Origin of the sequence: Sphingobacterium sp. (genome assembly GCF_039596235.1) — a bacterium.
Taxonomy (GTDB): domain Bacteria; phylum Bacteroidota; class Bacteroidia; order Sphingobacteriales; family Sphingobacteriaceae; genus Sphingobacterium.
On record NZ_JBCNKE010000010.1, the window covers coordinates 175,924 to 189,816 of the forward strand.

Genomic DNA, 13,893 nt, shown 5'->3' on the forward strand with positions numbered 1-13,893 from the left:
ACAGGTTATCCCAATAAAACAACCTATAAAGAGCAAAATTTTGCTACAATATTTCATAATAGGTTTTATTAAATATTGGTTATCCGTTGGTTGAAGAAACACCTATCCCGGCAGAAAGCTAGATTCCTCTAGATTAAGTTAGAAAATAAAACGAAATAAAAAAAGGCCTGATGAAAAATTCATCAGGCCTTTCTATGTTCGTTATAAAATTGGTATTAGATATCAATTTTTGCGTAACGCGCATTTTTCTCAATAAATTCACGGCGCGGTGCTACTTCATCGCCCATTAACATCGAGAAAATACGATCACATTCAGCAGCATTTTCGATAGTTACCTGACGCAAGGTGCGTGTTTCAGGATTCATTGTCGTATCCCATAACTGCTCCGCATTCATCTCACCTAGACCTTTGTAGCGCTGTACATGTACACTATCCTCTTTACCTGTTCCTTTTAAGCGTTGGATCGCATTAATACGTTGGTCTTCATTCCATGCGTACTCATGCTCTTTCCCTTTTTTCACAAGGTACAACGGCGGAGTCGCGATATATACATATCCTCTTTCGATCAATTCTTTCATATATCTAAAATAGAATGTCAGAATCAATGTTGTAATGTGAGAACCATCCACATCGGCATCGGTCATGATAATGATACGGTGGTAACGCAATTTCTCAAGATTCAGTGCTTTAGCATCTTCGGCAGTACCAACACTTACACCTAAGGCAGTAAACATATTTTTGATCTCTTCATTTTCATAGATCTTATGCTCCATTGCTTTTTCAACGTTCAGGATTTTACCCCTTAATGGCATAATAGCCTGGTGTTTTCGGTCACGGCCAGACTTCGCTGTACCGCCCGCAGAATCCCCCTCGACAAAATAAATCTCACATTTGGTAGGGTCATTATCCTGACAATCGGCCAGTTTACCCGGAAGCCCAGAACCGCCCATGACCGTTTTGCGTTGTACCAGGTCACGTGCTTTACGTGCTGCTGCACGTGCTTGGGCCGCGATGACAACCTTTTGAACAATGGCTTTCGCTTCACGTGGATTTTCTTCAAGGTAAACACCTAAAATCTCACCAACAGCCACGTCTACAGCTCCCATTACCTCAGAGTTACCCAATTTGGTTTTTGTTTGGCCTTCAAATTGAGGCTCTGCAACTTTCACAGAAATGACAGCAGTCAATCCCTCGCGGAAATCATCCCCTGTAATTTCGACTTTTAGGTTTTTAAGTAAACCTGATTTATCAGCATATGCTTTCAGGGTACGTGTCAACCCTCTACGGAAACCTGCAACGTGTGAACCTCCTTCAATCGTGTTGATATTATTAACATACGAATGGACGTTCTCGGAATAGGTATCATTATATTGTAAGGCTAACTCTACAGGAATCCCCTGTTTGATGCCCTCTACATAGATCGGTTCAGGAATCAATGCCTGGCGTGTGCCATCCAAGAACTTAACAAATTCTTTCAGACCGCCTTCAGAATAAAATGTTTCTTTCTTTTCAGAACCGTCTTCATTGGTTTCACGCTCGTCCGACAAAGTTAAGCTTACCCCTTTATTCAGGAACGCAAGCTCACGAAGCCTATTGGCCAAAGTATCGTAATTATAAACGGTAGTCTGCGTAAATATCGTCGGATCCGGATGAAACGTTACAATTGTACCTGTTTTATCAGAGACACCAACTTCTTTTACATCGTATAATGGTTTACCGATTTCATATTCCTGTTGGTATATTTTTCCGTCGCGGTGTACCTCAGCTTTCAAAAGTGTAGACAATGCGTTCACACAAGATACCCCCACACCATGTAGACCACCAGACACCTTATAGGTATCTTTGTCAAACTTACCACCAGCATGTAAAACCGTCATTACGAGTTCCAACGCTGATTTATTCTCTTTTTTATTGATTCCGGTAGGGATACCACGACCATTATCCCGAACAGAAATTGAATTGTCTTTATGGATAGTAACAAAGATATCTGTACAGTATCCTGCTACAGCTTCGTCGATTGAATTGTCTACAACCTCGTATACCAAATGGTGTAATCCCTTTACACCGGTATCACCAATATACATGGATGGACGCTTACGAACCGCCTCTAAACCCTCTAATACCTGAATATTATCGGCCGAGTAGGTGGATGCATTTTTCTTTTCTTCGCTCATTGAAAAACTGTTAAATGTAATATCCAAAAATACGAAATTTTGGCCGATTTATCAAGTCTAGAGCAAAGTATTAAACGGATTATACGAAACAATCAAATGCTCAATAATTTTACTTTTTTAGGATTAAAAATTAGAATTTCGATTTTTTTATGTTAGGTTTGTTTCAGTATTAATTTGCAAATAATAAAAAAATGAACACTATATTTTCAATTGTATCGAAAGTTTCCTTGGGTCTTTTACTAGCGGGAACCATCGTATCGTGTAACCAAGGCGCCAAAACACAAAATGAGCCTTCAAAAAATGATTCAAATGCTGTGAGCAAAGAGAGTCAAGGCAGCAACAAGGATAAAATCGTCTATTTGAATTCTGATTCTCTTTCAGAAAAATATCAATATTTTAAAGACATCAAGTCAAAGCTTGAAAACAAAGTAAAAAAAGCACAAGCTGATCTTCAAGCTAAAAGTGCAGCATTTCAACGTGAGGTTGCAGACTACCAAAAAAATGCAGCAACGATGTCTGCTGCAGATAGACAGGCTACTGAACAAAAATTAGCACGTAAACAAGATGAACTGGCAAGATTGGATCAGACGGCATCTTCATCTCTTGCCAAAGATGAATCCGAAGAATTCAACAACGTATATAATAAAATCACTGAGTTTTTGAAAAAGCACGCTGCGGATAACGGTTATAAGCTTGTTCTAACTTATTCTAAATCCAATCCTACGGTATTGTATGCTGATCCTTCTCTGGAAATCACCAATGAAGTCATCAAACAGTTAAACGACGAATACAAATCTTCCAGCAAATAAGAAGACCAAACTAATAACAGGAAAGCCATCAAATGCTATGATGGCTTTTTTTATTTGTTAAGCTCCCCAAGCCTGCCGAAAAAGCACAGCCGAGTTACCACTTTTATGCTAGCATTGGCAACAAACAAAATTGTTTAGTATCTTGTCTTTGTATAAATTAGATTTATGATCAAAACGATTGTTGAAAAGGAAATCGCAAACTACGAATGGATTGATATCTCTGAACCTACCGCAGAAGATTTTGCATTCATCAAGGAAAGATATAATCTAAATGATGCTTCCATAAAAGATTCTAAAGAACCAGAGCATCTTCCTAAAATAGAAGAATTCGAAAACTATACCTTTATTATTCTACGGGTCATGTCGGACAATTTCAAGGAAAATTCGGATAGCATAGGAGAAGTAACAGATCGTCTCACAATTTTTTATGGCAGTGACTTTGTGATCACCGTACACAAACGCCGTATTGAGTTTTTAGAGAAACTCAAAAACATCGAGTTTACGAACATAAAGACAAAAAATAGCCGAAAATTGGCTGTATTTATTACTACCGCTGCTGTCTTCACGTTCAGTAAAACGCTGGAACAGCTTTCGACGCGTATCGACTCCTACGAGGAACTGATTTTTCTGAAACGCATGAAACAACAACCTGTGCTCAAAAATCTTTATTTTATCAAAAGGCAAATAGATGTTGCCAGAAAGGTTATTTTTCTATATAAAGAGGTTGTTGAGCATTTTCATTCGTCATCCAAAAAAGATGTATACACACGGGATCTAAAAGATCTTCAAATACGCACCTCGACATTGTACGAAAACTTATCTGAGAATGTAGCCCAATTACTAAACGTATTCTTTAATATATCATCAAATCATACCAATGAAATCATGCGTATTTTGACGATTTTCTCGGTATTTTTTATGCCGATTACATTTGTCGCCGGCGTTTATGGGATGAATTTTAAAAATATGCCGGAACTGGAATGGTATTATGGCTACCCCATTGCTATGGGAATCATGGTGGTTATTTCGATGGCCATTTACTTCTGGTTCAAAAGAAAAGGTTGGCTATAAGCCAACCTTTTTCTTTGTCATTACTACAAAGTCTTTCAGATAAAAAGGTTCAAAATAGGCAATATCCTCAAATTTTTTATTTTGAAATTTATCAAATGCCAATTGTGATAAAAAAGCAGCTGAATCTTTAAATCCTGGCTGTACATTCACCCGATCGTTGGTCTCAAACAATGTCTCGAATTTATCAGCACCGGAGCCAAATAGATGAACACGCTTGTATGTAGCCAACAGTTCATCGTAATAATCTGCATCAATGATTTCAGCAGAAGTAGGTTTTATCAGCTTACCATGATGGTCATAGACCGCCGCATATACTTCCATACGACGCGCGTCCAGCATAGGAATATAGGCTTCCTTCTCTTGCAGGTCAAATTGTTCCCGATACCCAGCGAACAATGCATCAAGTGTATTGATTGCAACCAAGGGTATATCTAGACCGTAACAAAGACCTTTTGCTGTAGACACCCCTATACGTAACCCGGTATAAGATCCTGGCCCCATACTCACCGCTATGCCGGCAAGCTCCTTTATAGAACGTTCTGACTCACGCAAGATCTGTTCAATCAAAACAGTCAATTTGGCGGCATGGGCATTCGGTTCATCAAGATTCAGCACAGCCAATGTTTGTCCATTTTGACTTAGTGCTACCGAACAAACGGTGGTTGAAGTATCAATTTGTAAAATTAAATTATTCATCGTTATATTGAAATCAAGGTACAGGGTCATGACCATGGCCGCCCCAAGGATTACAACGCCCTATCCGCTTCAAAGCCATCCAGCCCCCCTTAAAAGGACCATATTTTAGAATAGCCTCTTTGCCGTATTGAGAACAAGTAGGTGTATACCGACAATTGGCTCCCAAAAACGGTGAAATAAACAGTTGATAGAAACGAATAATGGCTAAGAAAATAAAACTAAAGAAAGGTTTAATTCCCTTTTTCCAAATAAACAGCAGCACATTCATCCTGTAATTTTTTTAGCATTTTATTCATCGCGGTATGTAACACATCATATGCTAAGATCTGTTTGCCTACGTACTGAATCGCTAAATACAAAGTTACATTATGTTTCAACAAAAAAGGAATCAAATTATCCGATTTCTGCAAACGATAGCTTTCACGCATCATGCGTTTTATCGCATTGCGGTCTACTGCTCTTTTAAACCTGCGTTTGGAAACGGATATAATAGACTGACAGGGGGGGGTATTTTCAGTCTCTTTGTTTTTCTCGAAAACAAAAACAATTCTAAAAGGGTACAAAACAAAAGAAGAACCGCTTTTAAAAAGCGTATCAATACGCCTTTTCGCACATAACCGTTCTTCTTTTGTAAATGTATTTCTCATCCGATGACTTAATCTTATCAGAAAAAGCTCTTATAAGCGGCCACCGATCCTTATCAAAGATTAACCTTTGTGACGGTATTCGTCAGACACTGTAAGACGTTTTCTACCTTTAGCTCTACGTGAAGCTAATACTCTTCTACCGTTTGCAGAGCTCATACGCTCTCTAAAACCGTGTTTGTTTCTTCTTTTTCTTTGCGATGGCTGAAATGTTCTTTTCATGACGCTATTATGCTAATTTGTTCTTACTTCAATTAATACAAAACTCCCCAAGAGGAATGCAAAAGTAAAGTTTATTTTAGACAAAAACAAACAATATTGAGAACATTTAGACTTTAGGTAAAAAGCGATCTCTAAATTATTCATAGACAGCCTAAAAAACCAATTTACAGATTACAGAAAATATAAAACAGAGAAGCGCTGCCCCTCTGTTTTATACGAAATCCAACATGAATTAGAATTATTTGGTTTTCAGAATATCTCTGATTTCTGTCAACAATGCTTCTTCTTTTGTCGGCGCAGCCGGTGCAGCTGGAGCTGCTTCTTCTTTACGTTTCAAAGAATTCAAACCTTTGATAACGCAGAAAATACAAAATGCAACAATCAGGAACTGGATAATTACATTGATAAAATTACCGTAGTTAATAGAAACCTCGGCTTGTTTCGCAGCCTCATCAGCGGCTTTCAGTATAATTTTTTTCGAGGAGAAGTCAACTCCGCCTGTCAAATATCCTATGGGAGGCATGATAATATCGTCAACCAATGATGTCACAATTTTACCAAATGCCCCACCGATCACAACACCGACAGCCAAATCAACAACGCTACCGCGCATTGCGAACTCTTTAAATTCTTTTAGAAATCCCATATTAAGCCATTTAATCGTTTAAAATTTTACCAAAATTAATAATTGTCACATAAATCTAATTAAAATAAACCACTTTTTTAACGCGAGTCTTCTATTATACTATATTTTCTCGCTTTAATCCTATTTTTAAAATTATGGCCTAAAACGATATGCGCAAGTTTTTTATTAACTTAATTTGCTATATTTGCTCGTTAACTAGGGCAAAATATCAAGATATATTGTATATTGATAGTACTTTAAATTTCATACGGTAATTAAAGCCCAGAATAAGATAAAGTATCTATGAAAAAGATTCTTATTGCAGACGACCACGGCATTGTACGACTTGGAGCTTCCGTTATTATTAAGGAAACACTTAAAAAAGCGGAAATTTTTCAAGCGGAAAATTTCGATGAGGTGCTAGAAAAGATAAAACTGGAAGATTTCGACCTACTATTATTGGACATCAATATGCCCGGAGGAAATAATATTAGAGTTGTCGAGGAGATTTTACAGATTCAGCCTGCTATTAAAATTCTAATTTTCTCATCCTATGATGAATCATTGTATGCTTTACGCTATATTGAAGCCGGAGCAGTAGGTTATCTCAATAAAACGACCGCAATGGCGGAATTAAGTCATGCGATCTTGGCCATCCAAGAAAGAGGTAAATATATGTCGAGCAATGTGCAAGACCTATATGTTCAAAAACTGACTCAGAGTAAATCCGAATTAACAAAATTAAATCCATTGGCACGCTTGTCGAACAGAGAAGTGGATGTGGCCAAACAATTGATAAAAGGCCTGGGAATCATCGAAGTATCAAACCTACTTGAATTAAGCCCATCAACTGTAAGCACTTATAAAAGCCGGATATTTGAGAAATTAAATGTGTCCAATATTCCTGAGCTGATTGAACTTTTCAGAATACACTCCAACAATTAACAGAATACACTCCAACAATATTTTAATTGTTGGAGTGTATTTTTTTAGATGAGATCATCCATCGTAATAACCGGAACATCTTTTACATTGATATCTTTTAACGGTTCGGATTTTTTATAGGCATAACCCACCTCAGCTTCTAAATCCCATAACATAGGAGCTAGAAAATTAAGACAAGTGGTAAATCCCTGTACTGTTGCTGAGAAATCACCTGTATCTTTTGAGTTTTTTGCCTCATTTTCTATTTCGAATGGCCCTTTGAATCCACGTTCCTGAAGTAGATCAACAAAACCGCGCCAATCCATACTATCTGATCCACCAAACCCAGGAAGCATTGCTTCATAGTGATGTCTGTCCCAATCATGTCCCGGAATACTCACATTTGCCTTCTCTGCGAGTTCAGCATCCACATGTTGCATCGGATACATTCCACCCCAATCTACACGGGCAGCTGTCTGCAGGTTGCGTGTGGTTTTCACATGTATACGTTGCAATCGACTGATGTCGGTATTGCGAATGACATCAATTGGATTTGTATTTTGCCAGACATCATGGGAAGGATCGTAAATTTCACCATGGGCTTTACTTGGTATCATTGCATACATTAATTTACGTGCGGCTAAAACAGCTGGTAAGTTATTATAGGTAGAACTATAGCGTGAAGAGCGCCAGCCCTCCATAGGACAGTTTTCGTAGAGTATAGTCACCCCAAGGCTTTCGGCATAATTAACAATCGGTGCAAATACGCGTTTATATTCATCCAGGTTTTTCTGAAATCCATCAAGCTGATTTCCCAATTCATGATTATAACCGACAAAAGTACCTACCTTGACATTATTCTCGTCACCACCCAACAAATGGGCAATCCGGATCAATTTCAATAAGTGATTCTGATTTTTCACACGTTGTTCAGGATCTCCGCCAATCATATTTTCAAAGGCTCCAAGCGAAAGCTTTAAATCAGCCTGATTAAACAACTCAAGTGTTTCCCTTGCTTTTACTGGTGTAAACTCATCATAGTCCAAATGCGTCGCTGTATGATCTTCGCGCGTACCATCTTTTCTAAAAACACATAGGTCAATCCCACCAGCGCCAATTCTTTTTGTTGTTTGAATCAATTCTGGTAATGACAATTTATCAAAGGCAGAACTCATCACCCATACAGGGTTATTTAATTTTGTAGTCATAGCTTGTATAATTGTATTATATCGGTATCTAAAGATACTAAAAAAGCCATCCGATTGGATGGCTTTTTTAGTATTTTATGTCAATTCACTTAATCTACATTATCATGTAAAAATGAATTATTTGGACGGATCTCTGTATTTCCATCTTCAAATGACAATGTAAAGCGAGATACTTGTGACTGCGAAGAATGGGGTGTATCTTCCAATGACATTTGCTTTCTCTTGTAAGCTGGTTCATTTTCCAACTCATGCAGGCCATTTGAAGATTTCAATTTCATACTTAACTCTTTCAATCGCAAGATACGCTCTTTTGTACGCACCAATTGGTCCTCAAACGAAACTTGCTCTTCTTCGACCTGAGGAACTTCGACCTGCTCATTGGTTGTGCTCGAAGAAAAAGATGTTCTTTCATCATAGTCTGATGATGATGGAGCAGTATATGAATCAAATACGGTCGGCATTTGAAACTGAAAAACAGAAGGTGAAGTTTTCAACTGAAAATCACTTTCAGCAAATGATGTTTCTTCCTCATAAGCACCGTCAAAGCCCAAATCATGACGTATTACTTGCGGTTCTTCAATCGCTACCTGTTGTTGTTGCACCACATTTCTCGGTGAAGTAAACAAATCAGACTGTAAATTATTTGGTGTCGAAGTATTTGTTGAAGGGGCTTGTGTATCCACACGTTGAACCGGAGTGACAAAACTATTGGCAGCTGGAGCTTCTTTTGGTGCAACCTGAGAAACAGGCTTTACAAAAGAATTGACCGGTTCAGGTGTTAAGGGCATAGACACCTTCGTATTTTCACGTTCTTTATCACGCTCCTCTGAAGTCTGAAAACCTGTCGCGATAATGGTTACGGATAATTCATCTTCAAAGTTTTCATCAATACAGTTACCCCAGATTAGGTCTGCTGACAAGCCGGCCTTTTCCTGAATATAATCGGTAATGATAGCAACCTCATCCATCGTTACTTCTTTTGTACCAGAAGTAATATTCAATAAAATATAACGGGCACCTTCGATCTCATTGTCTTTCAATAATGGTGAAGCTAAAGCTCCTTCCACTGCTCTCAATGCACGGTCTTCACCTTCCGCAACAGCATTACCCATGATGGCAACACCACTATCGTTCATTACAGTACGAACATCTTTAAAATCGACGTTCACATAACCTGGAATCGTTATAATTTCAGCGATACCTTTTGCCGCTGTAGTCAATATATCATCCGCTTTTGCGAATGCCGCAGTCATTGTTAAATTTCCGAAGATTTCACGTAGGCGATCATTGGAAATGACAAGGTAAGAATCTACATACTTACGCAATTCTGAAAGTCCTTCTTCCGCCTGTGAGCGACGACGCTTACCTTCAAATGTAAAAGGTGTAGTGACAATAGCAACAGTAAGAATACCGAGTTCCTTAGCTGCTTTGGCCAAGACCGGACTAGCGCCAGTACCTGTACCGCCCCCCATACCGGCAGTGATAAACAACATCTTGGTATTGGTTCCCAGCATGCGTTTGATATCCTCAATACTTTCGATAGCGGAATTTTCACCTACATCAGGATCTGCTCCAGCACCCATACCTTCGGTTAGACTTATTCCCAATTGAACTTTATTTGGGATCGGGCTTAACTCCAACGCTTGCGCATCGGTATTACACACGATAAAATCCACCCCACTAATTCCTTGTTTATACATGTGGTTTACGGCATTGCCGCCACCACCACCAACCCCAATAACCTTGATTATTGAAGATTGCTCTTTTAACATTTCAAACTGTATTGACATAACTTATCCCTATTTAACTTATAATGAACACGATATCAAAATGAATCAAACCCACTATATGTAATGTAATAATAATATAATTTCAACAAAAGTTTTCCACATTTGTGAAATTGTGGAAAACTTCGACCAATGTGGAAAACTTACTTTTTATCTAAAAAACTTGCGTCATCAATTTCGTTACCATCCTTAATAAATCGTTTGAACCATGACAGTAGTCCCTGCTCTTTTTGCTGTTGTTCTGAAACCTCTTTCGTCGTCATCGTTACCTGCACTTTTTTGGCTGGAGCATGTGCTTCTCTGCGGCTATCTTCCTCCTCTTCGTGGGATTGAATTCCTTTAATCAACAAGCCAATACTGGTTGCATATAAAGGACTTTTCAATTCCTCAAAAAGTGGCTTAGGCAACACCTCATTCTTCGATAAATATTCGTTCGGAAAACCCACACGACAATCAATTCCAGTAATGTACTCAACGAGTTGTACCAAGTGTTTCAATTGAGCGCCACCTCCTGTGATAACGATACCACCGATCAGTTTATTTTCGTAACCAGAGGATTTGATCTCGTAATACACATGTTCAATGATCTCTTCCATTCTAGCCTGAATGATATAAGCCAAGTTTTTCACAGAAATTTCTTTCGGTTCACGGCCTTTCAATCCCGGCACACAAATCACCTCATTTTCTTTATTTTCATCAGCCAGAGCAGATCCAAATCGGGTTTTTAGCAATTCCGCCTGAGAACGCAACACAGAACAACCTTGGCGAATATCCTCAGTCACAATATTACCGCCCAATGGGATTACAGCGGTATGACGAATAATTCCTTCATGGAAGATGGCAACATCCGTCGTTCCACCACCAATATCAACTAATACAACACCAGCATTTTTCTCATCTTCATCCAATACAGCTTCTGAAGATGCCAAAGGCTCAAGAATCAGTTCAGCAACTTCCAGGTTGGAATTATCAATACATTTTTTAATATTCTTGATATCGGTAACTCTTCCCGAAATAATATGGAAATTTGCTTCTATACGACGTCCAGCCATGCCGATAGGTTCACGGATACCCGGTTCATTATCTACGGTAAACTCCTGCGGTAAAACATGTATAATTTCTTCTCCTGGAGGCAGTACCAGTTTATACATATCCGAAATCAAACGTTCGATATCTCTTCGAATGATTTCATCATCGCCATCTGTTTTGGTAAATATTCCACGGTGTTGGATGCTCTTAATGTGTTGACCGGCAATCCCCACATTGACAACCTTAATATCGACATTAGATTGTGCCTCGGCAATTTCCACCGCTTCCAAAATACTTCCTACAGTCTTTTGGATATTGGCAACTACGCCTCTGCTCACACCGGCAGATTCGGCTTTACCGACACCTAATAATTCGATTTTGTTCCCTGAGCTACGTCTCCCAACCGTAACACAAATTTTGGTAGTACCAATATCGAGTCCCACGATAATTGGGTTTTCTCTTTCAATTTCTGCTGCCTTTGAGTTCATAATTTCCTGTATTGTTGCTGTATTACTATAATGTATTATTTGCTGTTTTTTTTGTTTGATCATCTGAAAAGCTCCAGTTTCCACGCTTTTCACAGATAATCTGTCCTCCGTATTTTACGTTCACCACCCCGTAGGCATTGATCCCCACTTTTGGCATGATCTGCGTATAAAATGTTTTTAATAATTCAAATTTCTGTTCCAACGAATCTGCGGACCCAACAATCAATTGCTGCGTTCCGACACGCGGAACAAGTTCGATATCATGGTCCGAATTGACATAAATCTGTACCACTTGGTTACTCCACAACTCGTCTTTTCCAATAAATTCCGCCACCTTCACCAAATCTTTTACCAATGGGGTCGAGATTGTATCCAATGCCTCGTTATATCCTTCGGCTATATTGCCGGTCGCCACCATGATGTGCGGAATATATTTTAATGTAGTCGGTATCTTTAAACCTTTGGGATCAACATAGAATTCGCGTCCATTTTTATTGATAATCCGCATCACAGCCTCGCGCTGATCGATATTAATCTGTATTGTTCCATCCATATCGGCATGGATACTTGCATTCGATACATAAGGCAATTTCTTTAGGGTCTTTTCCACGCGCTGAAAGGGAATACCATTCAACTTCTTCCCCACAAAACTTCCGTAGTTCTGCTCAATCAGTTTTGAAATATCTGCCTGATCAATAAAAGCCTCTGTACCTTCTATCACTATTTTCACGTCCTTGCAAAGCTGTTGTTCATCACGTTTACCCACAATGGTCATGATCACAACAACTACAATAACCCCAATAAAAAATAGGGTAAAATAGAGTACACGATTCCATTGTATTTCACGTAATTTTCTAAGCATGCTCAAAAACCGCTTTTAATGGTTTCACCAATTTATCAATATCTCCTGCGCCAACCGTCACAAGCAGATCCGGTTTTTCATTCCGTGCAAAATCCAATACTTCTTCGGCGGTAACAATCTGTTTATGCTTTGCTGTAATTTTCTCCAATAGCCAACTGGAGTTAACACCTTCAATAGGAAGTTCCCGTGCAGGATATATTTCCATCAATAATAGATTATCTGCCATAGATAACACCTCGGCAAATCCATCCACAAAATCTCTGGTGCGCGTAAACAAATGCGGCTGAAAGACGACATTTAGCTTCTTTGTCGGATATAACTTCCGCATGGAAGTCAAAAAGGCACGCAACTCCTCCGGATGATGTGCATAATCGTCGATATAAACCACTTCGGGCGTGCGGACAATATATTCAAATCGTCTTTTGACTCCTTTGAATGTTGTCAATGCCGTCTTAATTGCCTCAGCTGAAATTCCCAACAAACGTGCTACCGTAATTGCTGCAACAGCATTTTCAACGTTGTGAATCCCGGGAATACCCAAATGAATGTCCTCAATTTTTCCGTTCGCGTCCTGATAGTCGAAAAAGAACTCCCCTTCCCTAACATGAACGTTGGACGCATAAGCATCGGCTATCTCTTGGCCAGAATAACTAACCTGACCTTTAAATTCTAATCCTTTCCTTATAATTCGGGTACCACCATCAACGACCTTATCCAAAAACAACTGGAAAGATTCGAGCAGATGGCTCTTATCACCATAGATATCCAAATGATCCGCATCCGAGGATGTCACGATCGCGATATTCGGATGAAGTGTCAAAAATGAACGGTCAAATTCGTCCGCTTCAACAACTACCGTATTATTTGCTCCATAAAGCACGTTGGTATCATAATTGGAGCTAATGCCACCTAAAAAAGCTGAACAATCATATCCTGAATCTTTCAACAGATGCGCTACCATCGTTGACGTGGTTGTTTTGCCATGTGTTCCAGCCACTGCAATTGTAAACCTGCTTTCACTGATGATACCGAGTACCTGTGACCTTTTATACAATACATGACCTTGAGATTCAAAAAAAGCTTTAATCTTAGAATCTTTGGGAATCGCAGGTGTAAATATCACCAATGTGGCAGGCGAAGGCTGATGGAAAATAGGATCAATAGAATTCACATCATCCTGATATGTAATCGAAAGACCTTCATGGACCAATGCTTTGGTCAATTCGGTTTCCGTACGGTCATATCCATTCACCTCACAGCCCAAATGCTTAAAATAGCGCGCAAGGCCACTCATGCCTATCCCGCCTATTCCGATCAAGTAAACTTGTTTTATTGCATCTAGATTCATACGCTT

Annotated in this window: 14 protein-coding genes; 3 read left to right on the forward strand and 11 right to left on the reverse strand. The window is 39.0% G+C overall.

The window, feature by feature from the left end; all coding sequences use genetic code 11:
- Window positions 1-215: 215 nt before the first annotated feature.
- Window positions 216-2,174, reverse strand: a complete 1,959-nt coding sequence (gyrB, locus tag ABDW32_RS19705) for a DNA topoisomerase (ATP-hydrolyzing) subunit B (protein WP_343565513.1) — start codon at window positions 2,172-2,174, stop codon at window positions 216-218.
- A 191-nt stretch (window positions 2,175-2,365) separates the two neighbouring features.
- On the opposite strand from gyrB, the gene ABDW32_RS19710 reads away from it, so the two are divergent.
- A complete protein-coding gene (locus ABDW32_RS19710) occupies window positions 2,366-2,983 on the forward strand; it encodes an OmpH family outer membrane protein (RefSeq protein WP_343565515.1) in 618 nt (205 codons plus the stop codon).
- A 165-nt stretch (window positions 2,984-3,148) separates the two neighbouring features.
- Window positions 3,149-4,054, forward strand: coding sequence for a CorA family divalent cation transporter (locus tag ABDW32_RS19715; RefSeq protein WP_077438780.1), 906 nt, complete (start codon window positions 3,149-3,151; stop codon window positions 4,052-4,054).
- Here the strand turns inward: ABDW32_RS19715 and tsaB are convergent.
- The 5 genes from tsaB to mscL form a co-directional block, all read right to left on the reverse strand.
- Window positions 4,049-4,750, reverse strand: coding sequence for a tRNA (adenosine(37)-N6)-threonylcarbamoyltransferase complex dimerization subunit type 1 TsaB (tsaB, locus tag ABDW32_RS19720; RefSeq protein WP_343565517.1), 702 nt, complete (start codon window positions 4,748-4,750; stop codon window positions 4,049-4,051). The genes ABDW32_RS19715 and tsaB overlap by 6 nt on opposite strands.
- 13 nt (window positions 4,751-4,763) lie before the next feature.
- Window positions 4,764-5,018: a membrane protein insertion efficiency factor YidD gene (gene yidD / locus ABDW32_RS19725; protein WP_343565519.1), complete on the reverse strand. Its 255-nt coding sequence runs from the start codon at window positions 5,016-5,018 to the stop codon at window positions 4,764-4,766.
- Window positions 4,981-5,397: a ribonuclease P protein component gene (locus ABDW32_RS19730; protein WP_343565521.1), complete on the reverse strand. Its 417-nt coding sequence runs from the start codon at window positions 5,395-5,397 to the stop codon at window positions 4,981-4,983. Before ABDW32_RS19730 ends, yidD begins: the two co-directional genes overlap by 38 nt.
- A gap of 60 nt (window positions 5,398-5,457) precedes the next feature.
- Window positions 5,458-5,616, reverse strand: coding sequence for a 50S ribosomal protein L34 (gene rpmH / locus ABDW32_RS19735; protein ID WP_075991291.1), 159 nt, complete (start codon window positions 5,614-5,616; stop codon window positions 5,458-5,460).
- A gap of 238 nt (window positions 5,617-5,854) precedes the next feature.
- The gene (gene mscL, locus ABDW32_RS19740; RefSeq protein ID WP_343565523.1) at window positions 5,855-6,262 is read right to left on the reverse strand and encodes a large-conductance mechanosensitive channel protein MscL; all 408 of its coding nucleotides are present in this window, start codon (window positions 6,260-6,262) and stop codon (window positions 5,855-5,857) included.
- A gap of 282 nt (window positions 6,263-6,544) precedes the next feature.
- Between mscL and ABDW32_RS19745 the strand changes: the two genes are divergently transcribed.
- A complete protein-coding gene (locus ABDW32_RS19745; RefSeq protein ID WP_343565525.1) occupies window positions 6,545-7,186 on the forward strand; it encodes a response regulator transcription factor in 642 nt (213 codons plus the stop codon).
- A gap of 44 nt (window positions 7,187-7,230) precedes the next feature.
- Here ABDW32_RS19745 and ABDW32_RS19750 read toward each other — a convergent pair whose 3' ends face one another.
- From ABDW32_RS19750 to murC, 5 genes are all read right to left on the reverse strand, one after another.
- Window positions 7,231-8,373 (reverse strand): sugar phosphate isomerase/epimerase, encoded by a 1,143-nt coding sequence (locus ABDW32_RS19750; RefSeq protein ID WP_343565527.1) that lies wholly within the window; start codon window positions 8,371-8,373, stop codon window positions 7,231-7,233.
- 89 nt (window positions 8,374-8,462) lie between these two features.
- Window positions 8,463-10,163, reverse strand: coding sequence for a cell division protein FtsZ (gene ftsZ, locus ABDW32_RS19755; RefSeq protein WP_343565529.1), 1,701 nt, complete (start codon window positions 10,161-10,163; stop codon window positions 8,463-8,465).
- A gap of 140 nt (window positions 10,164-10,303) precedes the next feature.
- Complete coding sequence (gene ftsA, locus ABDW32_RS19760) at window positions 10,304-11,677, reverse strand: cell division protein FtsA (RefSeq protein ID WP_077438788.1); 1,374 nt, start codon at window positions 11,675-11,677, stop codon at window positions 10,304-10,306.
- A gap of 25 nt (window positions 11,678-11,702) precedes the next feature.
- Window positions 11,703-12,539 (reverse strand): cell division protein FtsQ, encoded by an 837-nt coding sequence (locus ABDW32_RS19765; protein WP_343565532.1) that lies wholly within the window; start codon window positions 12,537-12,539, stop codon window positions 11,703-11,705.
- Complete coding sequence (gene murC / locus ABDW32_RS19770; RefSeq protein ID WP_343565534.1) at window positions 12,532-13,887, reverse strand: UDP-N-acetylmuramate--L-alanine ligase; 1,356 nt, start codon at window positions 13,885-13,887, stop codon at window positions 12,532-12,534. Before murC ends, ABDW32_RS19765 begins: the two co-directional genes overlap by 8 nt.
- Window positions 13,888-13,893: the final 6 nt, after the last annotated feature.

What these genes read in the sequence shown, in the direction of transcription:
- gyrB (WP_343565513.1), bottom strand. Translation starts at nt 2,174, where the DNA reads ATGAGCGAAGAAAAGAAAAATGCATCCACCTACTCGGCCGATAATATT.
- ABDW32_RS19710 (WP_343565515.1), top strand. Translation starts at nt 2,366, where the DNA reads ATGAACACTATATTTTCAATTGTATCGAAAGTTTCCTTGGGTCTTTTA.
- ABDW32_RS19715 (WP_077438780.1), top strand. Translation starts at nt 3,149, where the DNA reads ATGATCAAAACGATTGTTGAAAAGGAAATCGCAAACTACGAATGGATT.
- tsaB (WP_343565517.1), bottom strand. Translation starts at nt 4,750, where the DNA reads ATGAATAATTTAATTTTACAAATTGATACTTCAACCACCGTTTGTTCG.
- yidD (WP_343565519.1), bottom strand. Translation starts at nt 5,018, where the DNA reads ATGAATGTGCTGCTGTTTATTTGGAAAAAGGGAATTAAACCTTTCTTT.
- ABDW32_RS19730 (WP_343565521.1), bottom strand. Translation starts at nt 5,397, where the DNA reads ATGAGAAATACATTTACAAAAGAAGAACGGTTATGTGCGAAAAGGCGT.
- rpmH (WP_075991291.1), bottom strand. Translation starts at nt 5,616, where the DNA reads ATGAAAAGAACATTTCAGCCATCGCAAAGAAAAAGAAGAAACAAACAC.
- mscL (WP_343565523.1), bottom strand. Translation starts at nt 6,262, where the DNA reads ATGGGATTTCTAAAAGAATTTAAAGAGTTCGCAATGCGCGGTAGCGTT.
- ABDW32_RS19745 (WP_343565525.1), top strand. Translation starts at nt 6,545, where the DNA reads ATGAAAAAGATTCTTATTGCAGACGACCACGGCATTGTACGACTTGGA.
- ABDW32_RS19750 (WP_343565527.1), bottom strand. Translation starts at nt 8,373, where the DNA reads ATGACTACAAAATTAAATAACCCTGTATGGGTGATGAGTTCTGCCTTT.
- ftsZ (WP_343565529.1), bottom strand. Translation starts at nt 10,163, where the DNA reads ATGTCAATACAGTTTGAAATGTTAAAAGAGCAATCTTCAATAATCAAG.
- ftsA (WP_077438788.1), bottom strand. Translation starts at nt 11,677, where the DNA reads ATGAACTCAAAGGCAGCAGAAATTGAAAGAGAAAACCCAATTATCGTG.
- ABDW32_RS19765 (WP_343565532.1), bottom strand. Translation starts at nt 12,539, where the DNA reads ATGCTTAGAAAATTACGTGAAATACAATGGAATCGTGTACTCTATTTT.
- murC (WP_343565534.1), bottom strand. Translation starts at nt 13,887, where the DNA reads ATGAATCTAGATGCAATAAAACAAGTTTACTTGATCGGAATAGGCGGG.